At 49.0% G+C, this 25,030-nt stretch carries 25 protein-coding genes; 1 reads left to right on the forward strand and 24 read right to left on the reverse strand.

Annotated features, from left to right (window positions below; translation table 11 throughout):
- Positions 1-46: 46 nt before the first annotated feature.
- The 16 genes from EXIG_RS15380 to EXIG_RS15455 form a co-directional block, all read right to left on the reverse strand.
- Positions 47-1,339: a trypsin-like peptidase domain-containing protein gene (locus EXIG_RS15380; RefSeq protein ID WP_012371886.1), complete on the reverse strand. Its 1,293-nt coding sequence runs from the start codon at positions 1,337-1,339 to the stop codon at positions 47-49.
- Positions 1,340-1,445: 106 nt separating this feature from the next.
- Positions 1,446-2,237, reverse strand: a complete 792-nt coding sequence (locus tag EXIG_RS15385; protein ID WP_012371887.1) for an MBL fold metallo-hydrolase — start codon at positions 2,235-2,237, stop codon at positions 1,446-1,448.
- Between the two features lie 10 nt (positions 2,238-2,247).
- Positions 2,248-3,084, reverse strand: coding sequence for a two-component system regulatory protein YycI (locus EXIG_RS15390; protein WP_012371888.1), 837 nt, complete (start codon positions 3,082-3,084; stop codon positions 2,248-2,250).
- 6 nt (positions 3,085-3,090) lie between these two features.
- Positions 3,091-4,407, reverse strand: a complete 1,317-nt coding sequence (locus EXIG_RS15395) for a YycH family regulatory protein (protein WP_012371889.1) — start codon at positions 4,405-4,407, stop codon at positions 3,091-3,093.
- On the reverse strand, positions 4,404-6,254 hold the full coding sequence (walK, locus tag EXIG_RS15400; RefSeq protein ID WP_012371890.1) for a cell wall metabolism sensor histidine kinase WalK: 1,851 nt from the start codon (positions 6,252-6,254) through the stop codon (positions 4,404-4,406). The genes EXIG_RS15395 and walK overlap by 4 nt, the downstream gene beginning before the upstream one ends.
- 2 nt (positions 6,255-6,256) lie before the next feature.
- Positions 6,257-6,967, reverse strand: a complete 711-nt coding sequence (yycF, locus tag EXIG_RS15405) for a response regulator YycF (RefSeq protein ID WP_012371891.1) — start codon at positions 6,965-6,967, stop codon at positions 6,257-6,259.
- 247 nt (positions 6,968-7,214) lie between these two features.
- Positions 7,215-8,507 carry an adenylosuccinate synthase gene (locus tag EXIG_RS15410; protein ID WP_012371892.1) on the reverse strand — a complete coding sequence of 431 codons (1,293 nt, stop codon included), beginning with the start codon at positions 8,505-8,507 and terminating at the stop codon, positions 7,215-7,217.
- 218 nt (positions 8,508-8,725) lie between these two features.
- Positions 8,726-10,078, reverse strand: a complete 1,353-nt coding sequence (gene dnaB / locus EXIG_RS15415; RefSeq protein WP_012371893.1) for a replicative DNA helicase — start codon at positions 10,076-10,078, stop codon at positions 8,726-8,728.
- A 19-nt stretch (positions 10,079-10,097) separates the two neighbouring features.
- Positions 10,098-10,541, reverse strand: coding sequence for a 50S ribosomal protein L9 (rplI, locus tag EXIG_RS15420; protein ID WP_012371894.1), 444 nt, complete (start codon positions 10,539-10,541; stop codon positions 10,098-10,100).
- A complete protein-coding gene (locus tag EXIG_RS15425; protein ID WP_012371895.1) occupies positions 10,538-12,523 on the reverse strand; it encodes a DHH family phosphoesterase in 1,986 nt (661 codons plus the stop codon). Before EXIG_RS15425 ends, rplI begins: the two co-directional genes overlap by 4 nt.
- Positions 12,524-12,660: 137 nt before the next feature.
- The gene (gene rpsR, locus EXIG_RS15430) at positions 12,661-12,891 is read right to left on the reverse strand and encodes a 30S ribosomal protein S18 (protein ID WP_012371896.1); all 231 of its coding nucleotides are present in this window, start codon (positions 12,889-12,891) and stop codon (positions 12,661-12,663) included.
- A 47-nt stretch (positions 12,892-12,938) separates the two neighbouring features.
- A complete protein-coding gene (locus EXIG_RS15435) occupies positions 12,939-13,466 on the reverse strand; it encodes a single-stranded DNA-binding protein (protein ID WP_012371897.1) in 528 nt (175 codons plus the stop codon).
- A gap of 23 nt (positions 13,467-13,489) precedes the next feature.
- The gene (gene rpsF, locus EXIG_RS15440) at positions 13,490-13,777 is read right to left on the reverse strand and encodes a 30S ribosomal protein S6 (RefSeq protein WP_012371898.1); all 288 of its coding nucleotides are present in this window, start codon (positions 13,775-13,777) and stop codon (positions 13,490-13,492) included.
- Positions 13,778-13,900: 123 nt separating this feature from the next.
- Positions 13,901-15,001 (reverse strand): redox-regulated ATPase YchF, encoded by a 1,101-nt coding sequence (gene ychF, locus EXIG_RS15445; protein ID WP_012371899.1) that lies wholly within the window; start codon positions 14,999-15,001, stop codon positions 13,901-13,903.
- Positions 15,002-15,251: 250 nt separating this feature from the next.
- Positions 15,252-15,440: a DUF951 domain-containing protein gene (locus EXIG_RS15450; RefSeq protein ID WP_012371900.1), complete on the reverse strand. Its 189-nt coding sequence runs from the start codon at positions 15,438-15,440 to the stop codon at positions 15,252-15,254.
- Positions 15,412-16,341 carry a mechanosensitive ion channel family protein gene (locus tag EXIG_RS15455; protein WP_012371901.1) on the reverse strand — a complete coding sequence of 310 codons (930 nt, stop codon included), beginning with the start codon at positions 16,339-16,341 and terminating at the stop codon, positions 15,412-15,414. Before EXIG_RS15455 ends, EXIG_RS15450 begins: the two co-directional genes overlap by 29 nt.
- Positions 16,342-16,525: 184 nt before the next feature.
- Between EXIG_RS15455 and yyaC the strand changes: the two genes are divergently transcribed.
- Complete coding sequence (gene yyaC / locus EXIG_RS15460; protein ID WP_041262072.1) at positions 16,526-17,143, forward strand: spore protease YyaC; 618 nt, start codon at positions 16,526-16,528, stop codon at positions 17,141-17,143.
- Between the two features lie 84 nt (positions 17,144-17,227).
- Here the strand turns inward: yyaC and EXIG_RS15465 are convergent, their stop codons facing one another.
- From EXIG_RS15465 to rpmH, 8 genes are all read right to left on the reverse strand, one after another.
- Positions 17,228-17,992 carry a ParB/RepB/Spo0J family partition protein gene (locus EXIG_RS15465; RefSeq protein ID WP_012371903.1) on the reverse strand — a complete coding sequence of 255 codons (765 nt, stop codon included), beginning with the start codon at positions 17,990-17,992 and terminating at the stop codon, positions 17,228-17,230.
- Positions 17,993-18,033: 41 nt separating this feature from the next.
- Entirely contained in the window at positions 18,034-18,891 is an 858-nt protein-coding gene (noc, locus tag EXIG_RS15470) for a nucleoid occlusion protein (RefSeq protein WP_438940145.1), read from the reverse strand.
- A gap of 27 nt (positions 18,892-18,918) precedes the next feature.
- A complete protein-coding gene (gene rsmG / locus EXIG_RS15475; RefSeq protein WP_012371905.1) occupies positions 18,919-19,635 on the reverse strand; it encodes a 16S rRNA (guanine(527)-N(7))-methyltransferase RsmG in 717 nt (238 codons plus the stop codon).
- Positions 19,636-19,640: 5 nt separating this feature from the next.
- Positions 19,641-21,527, reverse strand: a complete 1,887-nt coding sequence (gene mnmG / locus EXIG_RS15480; RefSeq protein ID WP_012371906.1) for a tRNA uridine-5-carboxymethylaminomethyl(34) synthesis enzyme MnmG — start codon at positions 21,525-21,527, stop codon at positions 19,641-19,643.
- Between the two features lie 42 nt (positions 21,528-21,569).
- A complete protein-coding gene (mnmE, locus tag EXIG_RS15485; protein ID WP_012371907.1) occupies positions 21,570-22,952 on the reverse strand; it encodes a tRNA uridine-5-carboxymethylaminomethyl(34) synthesis GTPase MnmE in 1,383 nt (460 codons plus the stop codon).
- Positions 22,953-23,099: 147 nt separating this feature from the next.
- Positions 23,100-23,954: a membrane protein insertase YidC gene (yidC, locus tag EXIG_RS15490; protein ID WP_012371908.1), complete on the reverse strand. Its 855-nt coding sequence runs from the start codon at positions 23,952-23,954 to the stop codon at positions 23,100-23,102.
- A gap of 102 nt (positions 23,955-24,056) precedes the next feature.
- On the reverse strand, positions 24,057-24,407 hold the full coding sequence (rnpA, locus tag EXIG_RS15495) for a ribonuclease P protein component (protein ID WP_012371909.1): 351 nt from the start codon (positions 24,405-24,407) through the stop codon (positions 24,057-24,059).
- A 167-nt stretch (positions 24,408-24,574) separates the two neighbouring features.
- Positions 24,575-24,709: a 50S ribosomal protein L34 gene (gene rpmH / locus EXIG_RS15500; protein WP_012371910.1), complete on the reverse strand. Its 135-nt coding sequence runs from the start codon at positions 24,707-24,709 to the stop codon at positions 24,575-24,577.
- Positions 24,710-25,030: the final 321 nt, after the last annotated feature.

The raw sequence follows: 25,030 nt of genomic DNA on the forward strand, positions 1-25,030 counted from the left end.
GCAAAAAAAACTACCCGCACGTATACGAGTAGTTGATCTGAATCTGTTATTGTACCGTCGCTGCTTGCGCCGACAGTTTGACATCAAGTGTCTGTTTCTCGCCGCCCCGGTAGAACGTCACTTTGACGTTGTCGCCGACTTTAGCGTCACGATAGAGGACACTTTTTAGATCGGCAAACGATCGGATGTCTTTGCCGTTGATCTCAACGATGACATCATTTTCTTTCATCCCGGCTTTTGCCGCTCCGCTGTTTTTCGTCAAACCGACGACAACAATTCCGCGGTTGACGTCACTCGGCAGTTTCAGACGATCTTCCCGGAACCCGCTTGGGAATTCCTGAACATCCCGGATCTGAATCCCGAGTTGCGGACGAATCACTTCACCGTTTTGTTCGAGATCACGCATGATCGGCAACGCTTCGTTGATCGGAATCGCAAAACCGACCCCTTCGACGCTTGCTTCGGCAATCTTCATCGAGTTGATGCCGATCAATTGACCGGACGTATTGATGAGCGCTCCGCCTGAGTTACCCGGATTGATTGCGGCATCGGTCTGAATGACTTCGGTGTTGAAGTCCTGCTGCCCGTCCTTGTTCGTATCAACCGGCACTGTCCGTTCCTGGGCACTGATGACACCACGTGTGACCGAGTTCGCAAAGATGCCGAGCGGATTCCCAATCGCAAGAACCGTCTCCCCGGCACGTAACGTATCCGAATCCCCGAGTTTGACGACTTGTGTCACTTTTGATGCATCAATCGACAACACGGCTAAATCGTATGTTGGATCTTCCCCGAGCACTTTCGCTTCGAGTGCCGTTCCGTCAGACAATGTGACCGACAACCGGCTTGCACCTTCGACGACGTGATAGTTCGTCACGACATACGCTTTGTTGCCGTCTTTTTTATAGATGACACCCGATCCGGCTCCGGTCTCCTGATCGGCACCCTGGAACGAGCTTTGCAGGTTCGTCACGCTGACGACCGCTTCCTTCGTCTGACCGACGGCACTGACGATATCGTTTTCCGATTCCGTTGCTTTCGTTGCCGCCTGTTCCGGCGTCGCATTTGAGACCGGCGTCGGACTTGTCATTTCGTCACGCACGAACGGCCAAGCAATCAGGGCAATCAACAGCGCACCGATGATTCCGCCGATCAGGCCTACAAAAAAGGCTTTCCCGCCGCCGCGGCGTTTTGGTGCAGGTGGTTCTTCTTCATATGATTCACGATAAGGACTGACCGGCTCGTCTTCACTTGGTCGTCGCGGCGGAAAGCCGTTTGTCTCATCGGTCGATGCGTAAGGCTGATCTGATTCGTTCCGTGGTTCTTCTGGTCGATCCATCGACACACGCCTCCTTCTAAACTCTCTTTACACAAGTATACCCCCATCACGTGGCGAGTTAGCCAAATGTGGGGGTCTTTTGAGCATATTCAGTAATTTCCCATAATCAGAGCTTCAAAAGCGGCGTCGGAATGACGGGATCGGTGTCGAGCAACTGGATCTTGCTGAGGTCGACATCGCGGCTCGCGAGCGTCTGGGAGACACTCATCCGGGCCAGCTCCTTCATGTTGTTGTCCTTACTCAAGTGGGCCATATGGATCCGTTTCGTCCGGTCGTCGAGCACTTCGCTCATCGCGATCGCTGCGTCTTCGTTCGAGACGTGACCGTAATCGCCGAGGATTCGCCGTTTGACGCTCCACGGGTAATGCCCCATCTGAAGCATCCCGATATCGTGGTTCGCTTCAAAAATATAGGCATCGGCGCCGCGGATGACACCTTTCATCCGGTCCGAGACGTAACCTGTATCCGTGATGTGAGCCAGCCGTTTTCCCTCATGGGCGAACTGGAAAAACATCGGATCGGCCGCGTCATGACTGACGTTAAACGATTCGACCTCGATGTCACCGAACTGTTTGACCTCGCCGACTTCCCACAGGAACTTCAGTGCGGGATCGATTTTGCCGATCTTCGCTTCCATCGCCGCCCACGTTTTTTCATTCGCGTAGAGCGGAATGTTGTACTTCCGGGCCATGATGCCGACACCTTTAATATGATCGGAATGTTCGTGTGTGACGAACAAGCCGTCGATTTTTTCCGGTGACCGGTGAATCTGGTCAAACAGCGCGAGCATCGCTTTCCCGGTCAGGCCGGCGTCAACGAGCAGGCGGGTCTGTTCACTTTCGATATAGAGGGCATTCCCCGTCGAGCCACTGGCAAGGACGCTGTAGTGTAGGCTCATCGTGCATTCCTCATTTCTCTGAAACGGTATCAAGCCGTTCGATGGTCTGGACTCCGCCGTCGATTGCATTGACGAAATACAGTTCTTCTCCGTTCAGTTCAATCTGCCACGTCGGCGGTAAAATCTGTACCGATTTCGTCCCTTCCGTCACGAGACAGAAGTACCCGAGTTTTTGGCTCGTCATTCGTTTCGAAGCCGGGAACAGACCCTGCTCCGACAGTTGGATGACGGATTCACTCGCCGATAATAACGTGACATCCTGTGCCTGACGGACGACTTTGTTTAAGTGACGTTGTTTGTAACTGATGATTTCCTTCTGCTCGTTCAACTGCAGTACGAGCAGGGACGGACCGATCATCGCGTCATCTTCTCGCGACTGTTGCGGTGTCGAGTACAACGGTTGCTCCTTGTATGTCTGAACGAACGTCATCTCGTTATGTTTACTGTCATATTTCCAAAACGTATAGTCGGTCCCGTACGCAGCCGATGACTGGACAAACGATGTCGCCGAATCACGCATCGCTTTCGCTTCGAGCGGGAACGGTTTCGTCAGACGAACCGACCACTCGATTTGATTTTTGACAGACGTGACGGCATCCTGGATCGGTGAACCTGATTTCGGCGCCAATGAACTCGTATCGACTTCCGCCGTCAAATAACCGATGTCTTTCGAGACGGTCTGCAGTTTCTTTTCATCAATTTTTCGTTCTTTCAAAACAGTTTTCCCGTCCGCGTTCGTCGTGACGATTCGGGGATCGATCATTCGGTCCATCAACTGAACGGCAAGATAGGCGTTCAGGATCAGGAACGTCAAAATCAGTAACGTTTTTGCTTTACTCCAATCCATGAATCCTTACCCCTCTTTTCCGATAGCTTGATCGACCGTCGTCCATTTCCCGTTGTGTTTGACGAACCAGGCCGGCTTAAACAAGGCATAACGACTCGTTTCAATTTCGTACGTCATCTCATACCCCATCCGGATGCCGGAAATCTCATCCAACAGATCAGCGGATTGAAGCTGCTTTTCGATTTGATCAATCGACGGCAAGGTCGTTTCCCGAAGCAACAACTTCCGATCCGCCCGAATCATGCTGCGGCTGAGCGAACGGATTTGATTTTCTTCGAACGTGACCTTGATGGTCGCGAGATCGAAGTCCGGTTGTTCGAGCAACGGTCCTGTTTCACCGAAGATCGGATACCGGTTCAAATACAAGCGGAACGTCGCCGCCTGTTCTTCATCCGTTTTCGACATCTGATCAAAGTAATACCGGAAGCCGCTGCGTTGCGTTACAGGATCGAGCCATCCGCCATGGATGTTGATATAACTCACGATCGTACTGTAATCGATGGACGAGGTCTGGGTGTTCGGCGACAACGTATTGAAACGGAACGCATTGTAATCCCGGTCATAGGTCGAGACACTGACACCGTCCGTCAGAACGTCGAGATCATCCCGGCTTTTGATTTGCTGCACGTTCGAGTTTTCCGTAAAGAACGCGCTCTCGATCCGGCTCAGCGGTTTCGGATCCTGTGCGATGTCATCGTAGACGAAGACTTCTTCCAGTTTTGTTGCACCGCTCGGGACATACGTATAGTCACCGCCCTTGAGCTCGACTTTCGTCATCGGTTTTTTCTTGTCATAGGCGAATAACCGTTTTAAGACCGTTTCATCGCCGATTAACTTAAAGTCTTTAAATCGCCCGGTCGTCGACTCCAGCCGAAGAATCGGTCCTTCATAATCGAGCAGATAAAGCCGTTTGATCGGTTCAGACATCGCAATTTGTTTTTCTCCGAGTAATTCCTCGAGCATCTTCGAACTGATAGGCGTCGGGAAAATCATCTCGACGCTCCGCTTACTGACCGGAATGTTGGATGCCTTATCGGTCAAAACTAGCACACCGACATCAAACGAGGCGCCGATCCGGTTCAGAATCGTCCGACCGATGATCTGGGTCTGATAGGCACTTTCACCGTCCGAGTAGACGACAAGTTCCGGATTGATCAGCTGATTTCCTTCGACCGTCTTCGAGGCATCGATTTCATTGAACGACACCTGTTCCTGCTCAATCGACTCACTGCTCGGATGATACGTCCATAACATCGCCGTCTGGACAATCGAAGCGCTGACCAGAACAATCAACGCGATGGATTTCAGTCGCTGTTTCGTCATCCGATATCCACCTCTTCGATCACCTCATACGGAAGCGTAAAGTAAATCGTCGTGCCGCGTCCCCATTCGCTTTCTGCCCAAATGTCACCGCCATGCGCCGAAACGACATCTTTGGCAATCGAGAGACCGAGTCCGGTTCCGCCAATCTTCCGGGCCCGTGCTTTATCGACCCGGTAGAAACGTTCAAAGATTTTCTGTAAGTTCGCTTTTGGAATCCCGACACCCTCATCTTTGATGCTGATGACGATTCGTTTTGCCCGTAACATCGTCCGAACGGTAATCGTACCGCCTTCCGGTGAATACTTGATGGCATTCGTCAGGATATTGTCCGCGACCTGGATCAATTTATCCTGGTCCCCGCGGATGTAGACTTTCCGCTTCATGATCTTGCGCCGGAACCGAATCCGTTCCGGTTTTGTCATATCGTGACGGTCCAGAATATCGTTTAAGAATTGAATGTAATCAAAGCGGACTTTGTTCATCTTATATTCCTTGCTGTCCATTTTCGACAGTTGCAACAGATCGGTGACGAGGCGGATCATCCGCTCCGTTTCGTTTTGTGTCGTTTCAAGGAAACGAGGTGCCAGTTCTTCATCCTGGTATGCGCCTTCCGCCAGGGCTTCCAGATAACTCCGCATCGTCGTCAGCGGTGTCCGGAGTTCGTGGCTGACGTTCGCGACGAATTCGCGTCGGTCCTGCTCGACCTGTTCCTGCTCCGTGACGTCATGCAGGACGATGATCATCCCGGTAATCGGACCACTGTGCTTTTTGACCGGCGAGAAGAAGGCCCGGACAAGGAACAGTTCATCCTCACTGCTGAAATCGAGCAGACGGGGCGGCATCGTTCCGTCTTCCGGAATCATGAAGTCGTCTCCAAGTGCGAGGAGATCCTTTAAGTTCGTCCCGACGATACCAGATTCATCGACACCGACGATATCCTTCGCCTGGTCGTTCATCAGGATAACCCGTAATGTCCGGTCTGTCGCAATCACGCCATCCGTCATATTTTCGAGGACGCTCGTCAATTTCCGCCTCTCGGCTTCCGTCGTCGCGTTCGCTTCGAGCAATTCATCCGTCAGTTCGTTGAAGGAACGTGCCAACTGACCGATTTCATCGTCGGAATATACTTTAACCTTCCGCGAGAAGTTCCCGCGCCGCATCTCGATCGCTTGACGCCGCATGTCCGAAATCGGACGGGTGATTGTCCGCGATAACAGGACACCGAGAATCGAGGTGATGACAAGTGCAATCACTGTCCCCGTTGCCAAGATCCGTGTGACTTGTTGCATTTGAGAATAGATCGACTCCATCGACGCCCGGACATAAATCATGCCGGTCGTCGCCCCGGTCCGCTCGGAGGTGACAGGGACGGCAAAGATGCGGATCTTGTCTTCCGTCGTCGGATCAAGGACGGTATCGACACGAGACGAACTCGTGGCCTGTGCTTTTTTTATCAGTGAATTTGTTGCCCGTTGTCCGACCGCTGACTGATTGTCTTCGTCGGATGTCGCTTGAATGATCGAGTCCTGATCAATGATTTGTACTTCGAGAATATCGTTCCTTGACGTCGAGCCACTACTAAACTCAGACAGCAGCTGTCCAAGAGATTCAGACAACTGCCGTTTGGAGGCCTCATCATCGCCTGTCTTATCGAATTCCTTCCCGACATTGTACGCGACAAGTCCGGCCCGGTCTTCAACAGATTTTGAGAAGTTCGTAATGTACTGTTTTTCAAGAGAACGAACGAAGTAAACCCCAATGACTTGCATCGCGACTAAAATCAACAACGCATAAATGACGACAAGCTTCCACTGGATCGATTTAAAGAAGTTCGTTCCTTTTAACATCGTTATTCATTCTCCCCGTCTTGGAGATAGTAGCCGACACCGCGGCGGGTCATGATATAGATTGGTGTACTCGGGTTGTCTTCGACTTTTTCACGCAGACGGCGCACTGTGACGTCGACGGTCCGTACATCACCGAAGTAGTCGTATCCCCAGACTGTTTGAAGCAAGTGTTCCCGGGTCATGACTTGCCCGATATTTTTTGCCAAGTAATGCAACAGTTCAAACTCACGTTGCGTCAGCTCGATTTTTTGATCTTGTCGTGTAACGGTATGAGAATTCGTATCGATATACAGTTCTCCTACTTTGAGCGGACCCGGTCCTGCATTGGCAGGTGCCGCTTCGACGGTATTGACGTTCCGCAAATGTGCCTTCACGCGTGCTAATAATTCGCGTGAGCTGAATGGCTTCGTGACGTAATCATTGGCACCAAGCTCAAGGCCAAGGACCGTATCGATTTCGGAATCCTTTGCTGTCAGCATGATGATCGGAACTTTTGAAGTTTTCCGGACTTCCCGGCAAACTTCCATGCCATCCATCAAGGGCAACATGATATCCAGCAAAATCAAATCGGGATTGAACTCTTCGACTTTCTCGAGTGCTTCCACTCCATCATTTGCTACGGCGACACTATAACCTTCTTTTTCTAATTTAAATTTTAATATATCGGCAATCGGTTGCTCGTCATCGACGACGAGGATTTTACGTTCCGTCACTGGGTGTTCCCCCTTAATAATTTCTATTCAATCTATTTTACCTGTTTTTCAGGCATATAGAAAGGTGGCGACGGAAACTCCCGACGCCACTCTGTTGACTTCATCATACGTTCACGTCATGCGTTCCACGTGAAACATTATCTTCATTATACGCCCGTTCCATCGATCTTGTGAATGATTTCGCTTAATCAGAGATGAAAAAAGCAACTCCAGATTCAAAAAATCCGGAGTTGCCGTCTTTAAAACATTAAGCTTCTTCGTATAAATCACGGAGAACGACCGTTTGTTCACGACCCGGTCCGACAGAGAATGTGACAAGCGAGATCCCTGTCAAATCTGCAATCCGTTTGACGTAGTTCTGTGCATTGATCGGCAGATCTTCAAACTTACGGATATGCGTGATGTCTTCTTTCCAACCCGGTAACTCTTCATAAACCGGGACACATGCTTCGAGATCACGGAAGCTTGCCGGATACTCATCAATCTGTTTGCCGTTGAATTCGTACGACGTACAGATTTTAAGTGTTTCGATTCCTGTCAGGACATCGATCGAGTTGAGTGAAAGATCCGTCAAACCGCTTGTGCGGCGTGAGTGACGCACGACAACCGAGTCAAACCAGCCGACACGGCGCGGACGGCCTGTCGTCGTACCGTATTCACGGCCGACTTCACGAATCTGATGACCGATTTCGTCAAACAGTTCTGTCGGGAAAGGACCATCACCGACACGTGACGTGTACGCTTTACAGACACCGACGACGTGATCGATCCGGGCTGGACCGACGCCGACACCTGAAGCGACACCACCGGCTGATGCGTTCGATGACGTGACGAACGGGTACGTTCCGTGGTCGAGGTCGAGCAGGACGCCCTGTGCGCCTTCAAAGAGGACTTTTTCCCCTTTATCGAGGCTGTCGTTGACGACGACCGATGTATCGCAGACATACTTCGCGAACTCTTGACCGTACGCGTAGTATTCTTCGAAGATATCGTCAAACGCAATCGCTTCCGCGTCATACATCTTCGTGAACATCCGGTTTTTCTGTTCGAGGACAATTTTTAATTTTTCAGCGAATGTTTCTTTGTCGAGTAAATCAGCCATCCGGATTCCGATCCGTGCTGCTTTATCCATGTAGCACGGTCCGATTCCTTTGAGCGTCGTTCCGACTTTTGCATCGCCTTTTGCTTCTTCTTCGAGCTGATCCTGCAACTGGTGGTACGGCAAGATGACATGCGCACGATTCGAAATCAGTAAGTTATCCGTTGAAACACCACGATCGTGCAGATACTTCAGTTCTTTGACGAGCGATTTCGGGTTAACGACGAGTCCGTTCCCGATGACACATTTCTTGTCCGAGTAAAAAATTCCAGATGGAATCAGGTGTAACTTATACGTCTCATTATTAAATACGATTGTATGTCCGGCATTGTCTCCACCTTGATAACGAGCAACGACATCGGCTTTTTTCGAAAGAAAATCGGTAATCTTTCCTTTTCCTTCGTCGCCCCATTGTGTTCCGACTACTACTACTGATGACATATTCTCATCCACCTCCACGTACGATTCAAAACCACGACTAAGTGTAACGCGGAAAAAAAAAGAAGTCAACCAAATACCGAACAATTAAATGTTACATTTCTTTTTCGTTCGTTTAAAAGACGTTTTTAATTCGTTTTTTTCCTTTCTCTTCAAGATATTCAAACATAATGATTGAAAAAACGCCTCTGTCCCGGAAGACAGAGGCGTTTTGAACCCGTTTAGGCGGGTGGGGCATACGAATTATTCGGTTCGAGGTCAACGAACTTGTTGAACTCTTTCCGGAAAGCGAGTTTGACGGTACCGGTCGGACCATTCCGCTGTTTCGCGATAATGATCTCAATCGTGTTCGCATCTTCCGTTTCTTTGTTGTAATAATCATCGCGGTATAAGAAAGCGACGATATCGGCATCCTGCTCGATTGCTCCGGATTCCCGGATATCGGACATCATCGGCCGTTTATCCTGCCGGCTCTCAACTCCCCGTGACAGCTGCGATAACGCAATGACGGGGACTTCAAGTTCACGGGCGAGCGACTTCAAGGACCGGGAAATCTCAGAGACTTCCTGTTGCCGGTTATCGCTTGAACGGCCGTTCCCTTGAATCAGCTGCAGGTAATCAATCATGATCATCCCGAGACCATGTTCCTGCTTCAAACGGCGGCATTTCGCCCGGATGTCGTTGACACGGATACCCGGTGTATCGTCGATGTAGATGCCGGCTTGTGACAGACTGCTCATCGCAAGCGATAACTTGCCCCAATCCTCGTCCTCAAGCTGTCCGGTCCGGAGACGCTGGGCATCGACATTGCCTTCTGCACAGAGCATCCGCATGACGAGCTGCTCCGCACCCATCTCAAGGCTGAAGATGGCGACATTCTCATCAGCACGGGTCGCGACGTTTTGCGAGATATTCAAGGCAAACGCCGTCTTCCCGACAGACGGACGGGCGGCCACGATGATTAAATCATTGCGCTGGAATCCGGCCGTCACTTTGTCGAGATCACGGAAGCCGGTTGGAATTCCGGTCGTCTCGCCGCTCTGTTTGTGCAATTTATCAATCGTCGCATAGGCACTCGTCAGGACATCCGAAATCGGAATGAAACTGGCACTGCCTTTTCCTTGTGATACTTCGAGAATCTTCCGTTCCGCTTCATTGAGCAGGACGTCGACCTCATTTTGCCGTTCATAACCATCCGTGACGATTTCATTGGCGGTCCGGATCAATCGGCGCAAGGTCGACTTTTGATCGACGACATTGACGTAATAATTGATGTTTGCGGCAGTCGGAACTCCTTCCGCCAGTTCACCGAGATACGGCAAACCGCCGACTTCCTCGAGGATGCCAAGCGTACTCAGTTCCGCCGTAACGGTTACGAGATCGATGGCTTCTCCGCGATCCGACAACACAAGCATCGTTTCGAAAATCCGTTGATGGGCCGCACGATAAAAATCTTGTGGCAATAATCGTTCGGACGCACTGATCAGTCGATCCGCATCGATCATGATCGCCCCAAGGACGGCTTGTTCCGCCTCAATGCTCTGGGGGGGCGTATTTTGCATTACATCACTCATCACCGGTCCCCTTTTCTACTCACGCTTCTTTAACCTGGACATTTAACGTTGCTGTGACTTCATTGTGCAGTTTCAGTGGTACTTTCGTGACGCCGAGTGTCTTGATCGGGTGCTCGAGTTCGATTTTACGTTTATCGATCTTGTACCCCATCTGTTTCAACTCATCTGCAATCTGTTTGCTTGTGACAGAACCGAAGACACGACCGCCTTCACCTGTTTTTGTTGAAACGATGATCGTTTCTTTTTCAATCTTTTCTTTTAATGCTTGCGCATCTTGTAATGCTTGTTTCGCTTCTTCTGCCGCTTTACGCTCATGTGCTTCATGCTGCTTGAGGTTTCCCGTTGTAGCCGGACGTGCCAATTTCTTTTTGAACAATACGTTGTTTGCGTATGCGTCAGCGACGTCCTTGACGTCTCCTGTTTTACCTTGGCCTTTTACATCTTGTAAGAAAATAACTTTCATTCTGTTTCCTCTCCTTTTGTCTCATCTTCTAAATAGTGGTCAATCGCTTTTCTTAATTCGGTTGCGACGGTCAGGACCGATTCGGTCATCTGTGTCGCTGCATTCGTTAAATGACCGCCGCCGCCAAGTGTCTCCATAATCAATTGAACGTTCACTTCACCGAGTGAACGGGCACTGATCGCCGTCCTTCCGTCCTGTAATTCCGCAATGACGAACGCGGCACGGATGCCTTGGAGCGATAACAGCTGATCTGCCGTTTGGGCAATCAGGACCTGATCATGAATGACACCGGGCTCGGCCGTCGCAATCGCCATCCCGGCAGCGTAGACTTCTGTCCGCTCGAGGATATGCGACTGCTCGACGTACGTCTCGAGGTCCTGACTGAGAAACTCTTGCACGAGGACCGTATCGGCGCCCTGCGAACGTAAATACGATGCCGCATCGAACGTCCGGGAACCGGTCCGTAACGTAAAGCCTTTCGTATCGACGATGATTCCGGCAAGTAAGGCCGTCGCTTCAAGCATCGCCAGTTTCTGATTCGTCGGCTGATATTCAATCAGTTCCGTGACCAGTTCTGACGTCGATGACGCATACGGTTCGAGATACACGAGAACCGGTTCTTCAATAAAGTCTTCGCCCCGCCGGTGATGATCGATGACGACCAGGCGTTCAAAACGCTCCAGCAATGCCGGGACGACGACGAGCGACGGTTTATGAGTGTCGACGATAATCAGAAGTGCCTGATCATCAATCAACTGATCGGCCTGGAATGCATTGATGAAACGGGTCTCGAGTTTTGGTTCCTGGCTGATTTCATTCATCATCCGCCGGATCCCTTGTCCGATATCGGCTTCCGGTAGAACGATATGAGCTTCTTTATCGTTCATCTCGGCTAATTTTAAAATTCCAATCGAGGAGCCGAGGGAATCCATATCCGGATTCCGGTGTCCCATGATAAGGACACGGCTTGATTCCTGCATTAAATCACGCAAGGAATTGGCAATGACACGGGCCCGGACACGGGTCCGTTTTTCGGTCGGATTGGTTTTTCCGCCGTAAAAACGAACTTTCCCGTCCCGTTTGATGACGACCTGATCGCCCCCGCGACCTAAGGCCAGATCGAGACTCGATTGAGCCATCAAACCAAGTGCCGGAATCGGATCACTGCCGCATCCGATTCCGATCGAGAGCGTCAACTGGACACCGCGTTGGCTCGTTTCTTCCCGGACGGTATCGAGAATCGTAAATTTCGACCGTTCCAAAATCCGTAAGTTCTCTTCCGTCGTCACAATGAAGTAACGGTCGGAAGCAGTCCGTTTGATATACGTGCCGTGATCCGCGGCCCAGTGATTCAACAATTGGGTGACGCGGCTGTTCAATTCGCTGCGAAGCTGATCTTCAATCCCTTGTGTCATCTCGTCATAGTTATCGAGATAGATGACGCCGATCACCGTTTGATTATCGACCAGTTGCTGCTCGACCTGGGCTTCTTCTGTCATGTCGAACAAGTAGAAGGTCCGGTTTTCGCTGTTTGAAAAGACACGGTAAACCGATTCGCCGATTTCAAGTGTCGCTTGATCTTCATCGACACCGATCATTTCCACGAACAAAGGATCAAGATCCGTCAAAACGTGTCCCATGGCCAGATCTCCGAAAATTTCACGCATCGGATCATTGAACCAGGTGACACGTGCTTCTTCATCATAAAGTAAAATTCCAATCGGCATGTTCGTCAAAGCATCTTGACCGGTGTCTTCGACTTGAATCGATATACCGGCGACGTAGCTTTCCCAAGACTTCCGACCACGTCGTTCCTCCAGCAGATGAAGGACAAACAGTGCCGTCGTCAAGACGGCTCCAACCGCTGCGATGATTGGGTGATCGACGGCAATGACAAAAAGTAGAGCCACGATTAACAGATACGGAACGAAGCGAAAAAAGCGCTGTTCTCGCTCAGGTGATACTTGCTGACCTAACCCCATCGCGTCCTCCTTGTATACTAAATATACTCGTATGAAAAATTCGGTAACTTGTATATTATAACCGAAAAGGCGGACCGGTTGAAAGCGAAGCGAAAAAAAGCGCCTTTCCTTCGAAAAGGAAAAGCGCTGGACCGTAATCAGTCAGCTACGTATGGAATTAAAGCCATTTGACGTGAACGTTTGATTGCGATTGTAAGTGGACGTTGGTATTTCGCTGAAGTACCAGTCACACGACGTGGAAGAATCTTACCGCGTTCCGAAATGAAACGTTTGAGAAGTTCTACGTCTTTATAATCGATATGAGTGATGTGGTTCGACGTGAAGTAACATACTTTACGACGACGTTTTCCACCTGGACGACGTGCCATGTGATTAACCTCCTTTTTAGAGTAAATTTTTCAGTCCGACGTTTCCATTAGAATGGAAGATCGTCGTCTGAAAGATCGATCGAACTGCCGCCGCTGAACGGATCAGCGCCGAAGCCCGAATTCGATGAAGATGAAGCGGGTGCTGGCGAGGAAGAGTTGTTCTGCTGTTGCTGTGAACCCCATCCTGCAGCATTTCCGTTTCCACCTGTATTTGAATTCGAAGAGTAGCTATCACTATCGGAAGAACGGCTTGCATTGCGTGATTCAAGGAATCGAACACTATCCGCGACGACTTCTGCACGATAACGACGTTGACCATCTTTATCGTCATAGCTACTAATCTGAAGGCGACCCTCAACTCCTGCAAGGCTCCCTTTTTTCAAATACTGAGCAACGTTCTCTGCTTGCTTGCGCCATACGACGCAATCGATGAAGTCAGCTTCTCGCTTCCCATCTTGTCCTGTAAACGGACGGTCACAAGCGAGTGTGAATCGCGTTACCGCAATCCCGCTCTGCGTATAACGCATTTCAGGGTCACGAGTTAACCGACCGACTAAAACGACGCGGTTAATCATCAGAATCACTCTCCTGTTTCAGCTTATTTCTCATCTTTTGTGATCATTAAGCGAACGATATCGTCACTGATCTTCATGAGACGGTCAAGTTCTTTAGTAGCTGCTGGTTCAGCAGTCACGTTAAGAAGAACGTAGAAACCTTCACGCATATCATTGATTTCGTAAGCAAAACGACGTTTACCCATTTCAGTTGTTTTTTCAACTGTACCACCGTTGTCAGTGAGGACTTTGTTGAAACGCTCAACTAGAGCTTTTCGTGCTTCCTCATCAACTTCTGGACGGATGATGTAAAGTACTTCGTATTTACGCATATCTGTCACCTCCTCTTGGACTGGCGGCTCGATTCATCGAGCAAGGAGCAATAATTCATTACTCACATTTGTTAATACTATCAAAGTATTTTGGTTTATGCAATAACCATTCGTTCGCTTCGCTTAAACGTTGAAGCGGAATGTGACGACATCGCCGTCTTGGAAGACATATTCTTTTCCTTCAGAACGGTAGCGCCCTTGTTCTTTAACAGTTGCCATGTTTCCGGCTGCTGCCAAATCCTCGTAAGCGACAACCTCCGCCCGGATGAATCCGCGTTCGAAGTCCGAATGAATGACACCGGCACATTGCGGCGCTTTCATACCTTTTTTGAACGTCCAGGCACGGACTTCTTTTTCGCCTGCTGTGAAGTACGTCGCAAGACCAAGCGTGTTGTATGCTGCGTGGATCAACTGATCAAGACCCGATTCTTCGATTCCGAGGTCAACGAGGAACTCTTGGCGTTCTTCCGGCTCGAGTTCAGCAATCTCTTCTTCAATCCGGGCACAGATAATGATGACTTCCGCGCCTTCTTTTGCTGCGAATTCACGAACGAGACGGACGTTTTCGTTACTGTCTGCGTCTGCGACTTCATCTTCGCCGACGTTTGCGACATACAGCATCGGTTTCATCGTCAACAATTGGAAATGCTTGACGATTGCTGCCTGATCTTCCGTTAACTCGGCAAGACGTGCCGGCTTTTCGTCTTCCAGTAATGCCAAAACGATTTCAAGTGCTTCGAGTTCACCCGCTGCATTTTTATCGCGTGACTTGACTTGTTTTTGAACACGTTGGATTCGTTTTTCAACCAATTCGAGATCCGCAAGAATCAATTCAAGGTTGATTGTTTCGATATCATCGATCGGTGAGACTTTTCCTGAAACGTGTGTGATGTTCTCATCGATGAAACAACGGACGACCTGACAAATCGCATCCACTTCACGGATGTTGGCCAAGAATTTATTTCCGAGCCCTTCTCCTTTTGAAGCGCCTTTGACGATTCCGGCGATATCCGTGAATTCGAATGCCGTCGGGATTGTTTTCTTCGGATTGACGAGTTCCGTCAATTTACGAAGACGCGCGTCCGGCACCTCGACGACACCGACGTTTGGGTCGATCGTTGCGAACGGATAGTTCGCCGCCTCGACACCTGCTTGTGTAATTGCGTTAAAAAGTGTTGATTTTCCTACGTTTGGTAAGCCAACGATTCCGGCTGTTAATCCCACTTGGAATTCCTCCTTTTCGGTATTTCCTAGGAAATCCGTGCTAGCGGCCGCAGTGGGTAGAATGATTACACCACGTCAGCACATCTTTCACAATTATAGATAGTTCAATTTTTTTAAGCAAGGAGATGCGTCTTCTTTTTTTACAGACAAGATTGTTTCACGCAGGTTTGGCCGTAATTCAACGCAATCGTTTTATTTTTAGTAAAAAATCCCCGGCAACCGGTAACGGTCGCCAGGGATTTGTCTATATTCACTCAGGTAAAACTTTTTTCAAACGCTTATCGAAGTCACGGCGCGGCATCAGGATACTGGCGCCACATCCTTGACATTTAATCCGGATATCCATCCCGACACGGATAATTTGCCAACGGTTCGTTCCGCAAGGATGTTGTTTTTTCATTTCGACATAATCATGAAGATTGTACGTTTTTGGCATCATCGGCTTGACCACCATTCCCTTGTTCTGTATTCATCATGACCATCCGTGGATACGGAATCTTAATTCCCTCCAGTTCGAGTCCTTGCTTGAGTTCTTTCCGGATCAATCGTCCGGCCTGGAAATGTTGCATCGGCGGCACTTCCGCCATCAGACGATAGACGACTTCCGAAGGTCCAAGTGTCTGAACGCCAAGCATTTGAATCGGCTCGATAAACATATCTGTATATTTTTCAGTCGTCGCATTCGCGATTTGATGCAAGACCTGTTCGACCCGTTCCAAATCTTCTTCGTACGAAACTTGCACATCGACCAACGCAAAACTGTTGTCGACGGAGAAGTTCGTCACCTGCAGGATTTGTCCGTTCGGAATGATATGGATTTCTCCATTCAATCCTTTTAACTTCGTCGTCCGGATTCCGAGTTCCGTGACGACACCCTCAATCAAACCAACACGGACGAAGTCACCGACTTTGAACTGACGCTCAAAGATGATGAAGGCCCCGGTAATGATATCCTGAACCAGGTTCTTTGCCCCAAACGAGATGGCAAGACCAGCGATACCGGCACTGGCGACCAATCCCGTAATGTTGATCCCGAACTGACTGAGGACCGTCAGAAGCATGACGATACCAAGAACGTAACGGATCGCATTTTGAAGTAATTTCAGCAACGTTTCATTTTGGCGTTGCGCCAGGGAATCGTGTTCATTAATCTTTCGAATCGTAAATAGTCGTGAAACCGCGCCCGTTAAAATACGCATCAGTATATAAAAACCGGCGATGATAATCAGGGCGATCAACAGCTTGAGCCCAAAGCGGATCCACATGTCTGCGTCCATGACTTGTGCAAAAATCCTATCCACTTGAGCGACTGAATCCTGTATGTCTTTATTGGTAGCCATTCTCTCCATCCTTTCGACTTCTCTCTATTACGACAGTATACGTGATTTTAAATGACTTTCAACCAAAGAACCAATTTCGACGTTAGATTTTCACAAAAACCGGGAAAGGAAAATCATTACAGAATGCCTTCACTCTCACCATGACACCAGGATGCTGACACCAGGAGAAGAAAGGATGATCCAGATGAATTTCCGTTTTCATTCTCACGAAAAAAAGCCCTATTCTTTCTTTTTAGAATATACGGAACCATTCGCCAAGGAACGGCTGGCTGAACAGTTGCATGAACAAGTCAGTGCCATGAAAGAAAATCGTCCTGTCGTCCTTGTCTGTATCGGTTCCGACCGCTCAACCGGCGACTCACTCGGACCGCTCGTCGGGACTTTTTTAGAAAAAAATCGTCCCTCGAACATGCATGTCTACGGGACATTAGCCAAACCAGTTCATGCCTTGAATCTAGCGGAAACGATCCATTCGATTCAAACGACACACTACCGTCCGCTTGTCATCGCCATCGACGCCTGTCTCGGCCGTCTGTCTAGTGTCGGTCATGTCTTCTTCTCCGAAGGTCCGCTTGCTCCTGGTGCCGGTGTCCAAAAAGAATTACCGGCTGTCGGTGATTTTAATATTAAAGCAGTCGTGAACGTCAGCGGCTTTATGGAAATGATGATTCTTCAAAATACACGGCTCCACCTCGTTTATGAGTTGGCGGAACTCGTCGCCGACAGTTTTGCCTTGCTCGATACGAAGCTTGCGGCTGAAACGACACGTACGACCATCTCCTTCACACCACGCTCGATTTAAGGGCAACTTTTTTCCTTTCTTTTATTTTGCACCTGTCAAAAAAGGATCCATTCCAAGTCTGACACTGGAATGGATCCTTTGCTGTTACTCTTCTTCCGGTAAAAGCAGTTCGAGAATCCGATTCAGATCGGCCTCGTCCGTAAAATCAATTTCGAGTTTCCCGGCTTGTTTTGTGGTTTTGATCCGGACAGTCGCTCCGATTCGTTCCCGTAACGTTTCTTCGATGAAATCCAGCTCCGTCGACTGTTTGACGGCTGGACGGACTTGTTTTTTTTCACGTAACTCTTGCTCGAGGCGCCGGACATTCCAGTTTTCACGCATGACGCGTTCCGCCATCCGTTCGATCTTCAGTGGATGTTTTAACGCCAACAAGGCCCGGGCATGACCCATCGATAACCGTTCTTCCATGACGGCTTGTTGGACCTCAACCGGTAACTGTAATAAACGGAGACTGTTCGTAATATGGGAACGGCTTTTTCCGACACGGTTCGCAAGCTCTGCCTGTGTGATGTTAAATTCCTCTAACATCTCGGCATAGGCCATGGCTTCTTCAATTGCACTCAAATCCGCACGCTGAATGTTTTCAATCAGTGCCAGTTCCATGACACGGGTTTCGTTCGCTTCAATAATCAAGACCGGAACACGACTGAATCCCGCTTGTTTTGCTGCCTGATAACGACGCTCCCCGGCAATGATTTCATAAAATCCCTCGCGCGGGCGGACGACAATCGGTTGAATCATTCCGTGCCGCGTCAAGGAATTGGCCAGTTCAGTCAGTGCCTTCTCGTGGAACTGTTTGCGTGGCTGCCCCGGGTTCGGCCGGATGGCTCCAATCGGTATTTCATTCATACGTATCTCTCCTAAACGTAGCGGAAGGCACGACCGCTAGTTTACGGACGTGCCTTCACGATGCGGATCCGCACCTCGACATATTCTTCACAATCAACTTCTTCTTTTTCGACCGTCAAACCGGTCCGTTCAATCATATCGACAGAATCACGGATCGTATTTAAAGCGATCCGTGTATCCCGGGCAAAACTTTTGTGACGCTTTTTCGGAACTTTTGGGGTCAATAACCGTTCGACACGTTGTTCCGTCTCTTTGACATTCCATTCGCGTTCGATGATTTCAACCAAAACCTGAAGCTGTAAATCAGCTGCTTTTAACGGCAGGAGAGCCCGGGCATGGCGTTCCGTGATTTTCCGTTGTTTCAGGGCTTCCCGGACCGTTTCCGGTAACCGCAGCAAACGAAGCTTGTTCGCAATCGTTGACTGGCTCCGTCCGAGTCTGCGTGCCAGCACTTCCTGTGTGATTTCCTGCATCGCAAGCAACCGCGCGTACGCTTCCGCTTCTTCGATTGGTGTCAGTTCTTCACGTTGTAGATTTTCGATGAGTGCGAGGGCAGCCGTCGTCTCGTCTGTCATCTTTTTAATGATAGCGGGAATTGTCTCCCATCCGAGCGATTGAACTGCCCGAAAACGGCGTTCGCCGGCGATGATTTCATATCCTTCGCCTTGTTTTCGGACGACAATCGGTTGCAGTAAACCATGTTCTTCAATCGTGGTCGCTAGTTCGGTAATCCGTTCCGCGTCAAAGACGGTCCGCGGCTGGAACCGGTTGGCGACCAGTTCCGTTAACTTCAACTCACGGACAGTATCTTGTGGATCTAGCTCTAGGGAAACGGGTTGTCCTCCCTTACCGAGCAGTTTGGCAATTGCATTCTTCACGTTGGTGTACCTCGCCTTCATCAGTCATCGTTTCACGTGAAACGGTGTTTAACCCAGTGGATCTTTTGCCGGTGTCCCCGCTTTACGCGGATATTTCCCGGGTGTTAATCGTTTTTTATCGACAATTACGATATTACGCTCACTTTCTTCACCTGGCAATTGGAATTGGAAACTTTCCCGCAAATTTCCACCTAACACCTTCAAGGCTGTCGCGCCTTCTTCGAGTTCTTCACCGAGCTTCGCTGCTTTTAACGCGACGAATTGGCCGCCGACCCGGGCAAGCGGTAAACAGTATTCCGCAAGAACGGACATCCGGGCAACGGCACGCGCCGTCACGACATCAAAATGTTCCCGGAACTGTTTATTTTTCCCGAATTCTTCGGCACGTCCGTGGTGGAAAGCGACACCTTCGAGTCCAAGCTCTGTTGCGAGCATGTTCAGGAACCCGATTCGTTTGTTGAGTGAGTCAATAATCGTCACTTTCAGATGCGGGAACATGATTTTGATCGGCAGACTCGGGAAACCGGCGCCGGCACCGACATCACAAACAGTTTCGACTTTTGTAAAATCAAAATAGAATGCTGCCGTGATTGAATCATAAAAGTGTTTCAGGTAAACACCTTCCTCATCCGTGATGGCCGTCAAGTTCATTTTTTCGTTCCACTCGACAAGCAGTTCATAATACTTCCGGAACTGTTGCAATTGATGGTCCGAGACTTCTAATCCTTGCTCCGCTAATGCGGTTACGAATTGCTGTTGGTTCATTCTCTTCACTCCGCAGTCAATGCGTATTGGCCTTGCTCGATATAAACAAGCAAAATCGAGATATCAGATGGATTGACACCTGAAATCCGTGATGCTTGTCCGATCGAAAGCGGACGCACTTGGTTTAGTTTTTGTTTGGCTTCAATTGCGAGACCACTGATGACATCGTAATCGAGACGTTCCGGAATCCGTTTTTTCTCCATCCGCATCATCCGTTCGACTTGATCAAGCTGTTTGTCGATGTAACCGGCATATTTGACCTGGATTTCGACCTGCTCCGCTGCTTCCTCAGACAAAGCGACCGGCGGCGGTGTCATGTCGGCAATCATCGCATAGGTGATTTCCGGACGTTTCAGTAACGTGATGGCATGTAGTGCCTCTTTCAACGGCGAAACACCGATTTCCGTCAAGCGCTCGTTAACTTCACTCGTTGCTTTAATGACGACTTTTTCGAGTCGTTTCATTTCCCGTTGGATGTCTTCTTTTTTCTCAGCCAGTTTCGCATGGCGTGTCTCGTTGATCAATCCGAGATCGTATCCGATATCCGATAAACGCAAATCAGCATTGTCATGACGCAACAATAACCGGTATTCGGCACGTGACGTCAACAAACGGTACGGTTCGTTTGTTCCTTTTGTGACGAGATCATCGATCATGACACCGATATACCCTTGTGAACGGGACAGAATGAGCGGATCTCGTTCCTGGACTTTCAGGGCCGCGTTAATTCCGGCCATGATGCCTTGTCCGGCTGCTTCTTCGTAGCCGCTTGTACCGTTGATTTGTCCGGCTGTGAACAGTCCGGCGATCCGTTTTGTTTCCAGTGTCGGCCAGAGCTGTGTCGGAACGACGGCATCGTATTCAATCGCATAACCGGGACGCATCATTTCTGATTTTTCAAGTCCTGGAATCGACCGTAAAATATCGTGTTGAACGTCTTCCGGCAGACTTGTTGACAGTCCTTGGACGTAGACTTCTTCCGTGTCGCGGCCTTCCGGCTCAAGGAAAATCTGGTGACGCGGTTTATCACTGAAGCGGACGACCTTATCTTCGATCGACGGGCAATAACGCGGACCCGTTCCTTTAATCATTCCGGAGAACATCGGAGAGCGATGGAGATTCGCGTCGATCAATTGGTGCGTATATTCAGTCGTATACGTCAACCAGCACGGAATCTGTTCCGTAATCATCTGTGTTGTTTCATGACTGAACGGCAATGCGACAGCATCACCCGGTTGAATTTCCGTTTTTGAATAATCAATCGTTTTCCCGTCGATCCGGGGTGGTGTACCGGTTTTGAAACGGGCGAGCTCGAAACCGAGTTCTTCCAGGTGTTTAGACAAGTTGACTGACGGCATCTGGTTATTCGGACCGCTCTCATACGACAATTCACCGATGATGATTTTCCCGCGCATGAAAGTTCCGGTCGTGATGATGACCGCTTTTGCCCGGTACTCGGCTCCTGTATTCGTGACGACGCCGACACATGTATCGTCTTCGATGATTAACCGCTCGACGAGTGCTTGACGTAACAACAGATTCGGTTCATCTTCAAGTGCTTTTTTCATCCGGTTTTGGTATTCGAATTTATCCGCCTGTGCCCGAAGTGCACGAACTGCTGGACCTTTTGATGTGTTGAGCATTTTCATTTGAATGTACGTCGCGTCAATCGCCCGTGCCATTTCTCCGCCGAGGGCATCGATTTCGCGGACGACGATTCCTTTTGCCGGTCCGCCGATGGACGGATTACAATACATGAATCCGACCATGTCCGGATTCATCGTCAACATGACGGTTTTTGAACCCATACGGGCGGCTGCAAGAGATGCTTCAATCCCTGCATGACCGGCTCCGATGACGATAACATCGAATTCGCCTGCTTGATAAGCCATAACTGTGGTTCCTCCTTTTAAAAATCAACAACCTGACAACGTTTATTTCCCTAAACAAAATTGTGAGAATAATTTATCGAGTAAACTGTCTTGCGCTGTGTCCCCGTTGATTTCACCGAGTGTATCCCACGCCCGGCGTAAATCGATTTGGACCATATCGATCGGCATTGACGCTTCCGCCGCTCCGAGTGCATCTTCAATCATTTGACTTGCCTGTTTGATCAATTGAATATGACGGGCATTCGAGACGTATGTCATGTCCTGTCCTTCAACACCTTGTTCAAAGAAGAGGGATGCAATCGCAGCTTCAAGATCCGTGACGCCCGCTTCTTCGAGCAGGGAGGTTGTCACGACGGGACGTCCGTCCGCCAGCTCACTGACACGCGTCAGATCGATTGCTTGTGTTAAGTCACTTTTATTGACGATGATGATTGCATTCATGCCCCGGATTGCTTCAAATAACAGGACATCTTCTTCCGTCAATGCATCATTTCCGTTTAAGACGAGTAAAATCAAATCGGCGGAGTTTAAGGCTTGCCGCGATTTCTCAACACCCATCCGTTCAACGATATCTTCCGTCTCCCGGATGCCGGCCGTATCAATCAATTTCAGCGGCACACCGCGGACATTGACGTATTCTTCGATCGTATCCCGCGTCGTCCCGGCGATATCCGTGACGATTGCTTTTGCTTCTTGCACCAATGTGTTGAGCAAAGACGATTTTCCGACGTTCGGACGTCCGATAATGGCAGTCGACAAGCCTTCCCGGAGGATTTTCCCTTGTCGTGCCGTCGCCAGAAGTTCCGTTAGAATCCGGCGGACTTCGCCTGCATCTTTCTGGACGATTTGTTGCGTCATTTCTTCCGCATCGTATTCCGGATAATCGATGTTGACTTCAATCGAAGCAATCGTCTGCAACAATTGTTCGCGTAAATCCTGGACCAGTTTTGATAACCGTCCTTCGATTTGACCGACTGCGACTGTCATCGCTCGGTCTGTTTTCGCACGAATCAAATCCATGACGGCTTCTGCTTGTGACAGGTCAATCCGACCGTTCAAAAAGGCCCGTTTCGTAAATTCACCCGGTTCTGCGAGACGAACGTCCGGCTGTTCGAGAATCAGTTCGAGCACGCGATTGACGGCAACGATTCCGCCGTGACAATTCAGTTCGACGACATCTTCCCGCGTAAACGTTTTTGGTGCCCGCATGACACTGACCATGACTTCATCGACGACTTGTTCTGTCGTCTGTTCAACCAATTTTCCATAATGAATCGTATGTGTCGGGACGTCAGTCAACCGGTTAGCGCCGCGGTAGACGCGATCGGCCGTTTCGACTGCTTTTGGACCGGATAAACGGACAATTGCGATTGCGCCTTCACCCATCGGCGTCGAAATGGCGGCTATCGTGTCAAATTCCATCATCAGTTGTTCACACCTCGTTTTCTGCAATCTTTTCTATAGTGAATGTTCAGGAATATATAAATGGGTATAACGTGACAACTATACACGAAATAGCGCAAAAGAAAAAGAGCGACACTCTGTAAAACGGAGTATCGCTCTCACTTATTGTTAACGCTTCTTTTTCGGTTTTTTCGGAGCAGGAGTTGCGTTTGCTGCTTCTTGTTCACGTTTTGAAGCAATCGTTGCTTCCGTCTGCGCTTTGATTTTCTCACGCATTGGCTTCATGATGGCAATCGTCACGATGATCGAGAAGATGTAACCGACGACCCAGTACAGTGACAGGGCAGATGGTAACGTCACACCCATGACGAAGATCATGATCGGGAAGACGTATAACATGATTTTCATCTGTGGATTGTCATCTTGTCCCGCCATCGAGAGTTTCTGCTGCAGATACGTAAAGATAGCAGACAGGATCGGTAAGATGAAGTACGGATCCGGTTTTCCAAGATCGAACCAGAGGAACGTATGTTGGAAAATCGCCGGTGTATAAATGATTGCGTTATAGAAGGCAATCAAAATCGGCATTTGAATCAAGATCGGTAAACAGCCGGCAAGCGGATTGACATTGTGCTCTTGGTACAGCTTCATCATTTCCTGTTGCAGTTTTTGCTGTGTTTCCTGATCCTTCGAACTGTATTTTTCACGTAACTTGACCATTTCCGGTTGAATGACCTGCATTCCACCCATGCTCTTCGTCTGTTTGATCATCAACGGCAAGATGACGAGACGAACAAGCAACGTCGTAACGATGATTCCGATTCCGTAATCTCCATTAAAGAAATGCGAGATCTCACGAATGAGCCAAGCCATCGGCCAAACAAAATAATGTTTCCAGAAACCTTCTGTGTCACCAGTAATCGGTTCACCTGTTCCATATGTTCCAGGTGTACAACCGGATAGAACGACCGCGAGTACGGACATCAATCCGAGAGTCAGCCAAATCTTAGTTCTTTTGTTCATAATTCCTCCTAGTAATGTTTACACGTGGTCGGTCCTCGAAGTTCTATCTATATATAGAAGCAGGCGAGTGGCCGCTACAAATCAACAGGATATACTACACGTTTATTTTACCTGTCGCTTCCAGACACCGGATCGTTTAAAGACATGGCGTAAACTGTCAGCAACTTCTTGAGCAGTCATCTTCGCAGCCGGATTGCGTGCGATGATCACAAAATCATAATTCGGGGCAAGCGAGGCTTCATGAAGCTGACACGCTTCACGGACATAACGTTTGACTTGGTTGCGAACCACGGCATTCCCGATTTTCTTACTCACCGATAAACCAATCCGAAAGTGAGTTTGCTGCTCTTTCTTTAGTGCATATACGACAAATTGTCGATTTGCGACAGAGGCTCCTCGAGTAAACACCGCTTGGAACTCTTTGTCTTTCTTGACGCGGTATTCCTTCTTCACCTTGATCACACTCCATCCTGTCATCACGAAATTCGTCGTCTTTCATCATATCATAGAATAAACCTGCTCTGCGAGAGTGGTCTTGTGACAAAAGCACGAACATCCTTCAAAACTACAAAAAAAAGATCACCTCAGGCAGCGCCAGAAGTGATCTCCTCATTGCTCGATTATACAGTCAAGGCTTTGCGGCCTTTAAGACGGCGAGCAGCCAAGATCCGGCGGCCACTCTTCGTTGCCATGCGCGCACGGAATCCGTGAACTTTTTTGCGCTTACGGTTGTTTGGGTTGAAAGTTGGTTTCATTAGTCTGCACCTCCTTTAAAAATTACTCTATAAAAATCATCGTTTTCTACTTTAAGGCAGTCTTGTACATTATATAAAGCAAAAGTGACCTTGTCAATGAAAGTTCATAAGAATTATCACAAGCATTTTCAGTAACACATAACGGAATTCGTGAAAATAGGATTCCCCAGTCGGTTTCATATCATACGATACGATTGATCGATCGGATGGAATGGAAAACGAATCAAACAATCCCTTTTTCAAACTATCCACAGACTTATCCACACTATCCACACTTTCCGTGGATAACTCATCACTTTGTCTACAATAGTATTTTTTAAA

It is taken from the genome of Exiguobacterium artemiae 255-15 (assembly GCF_000019905.1).
Lineage (GTDB): Bacteria > Bacillota > Bacilli > Exiguobacteriales > Exiguobacteriaceae > Exiguobacterium_A > Exiguobacterium_A artemiae.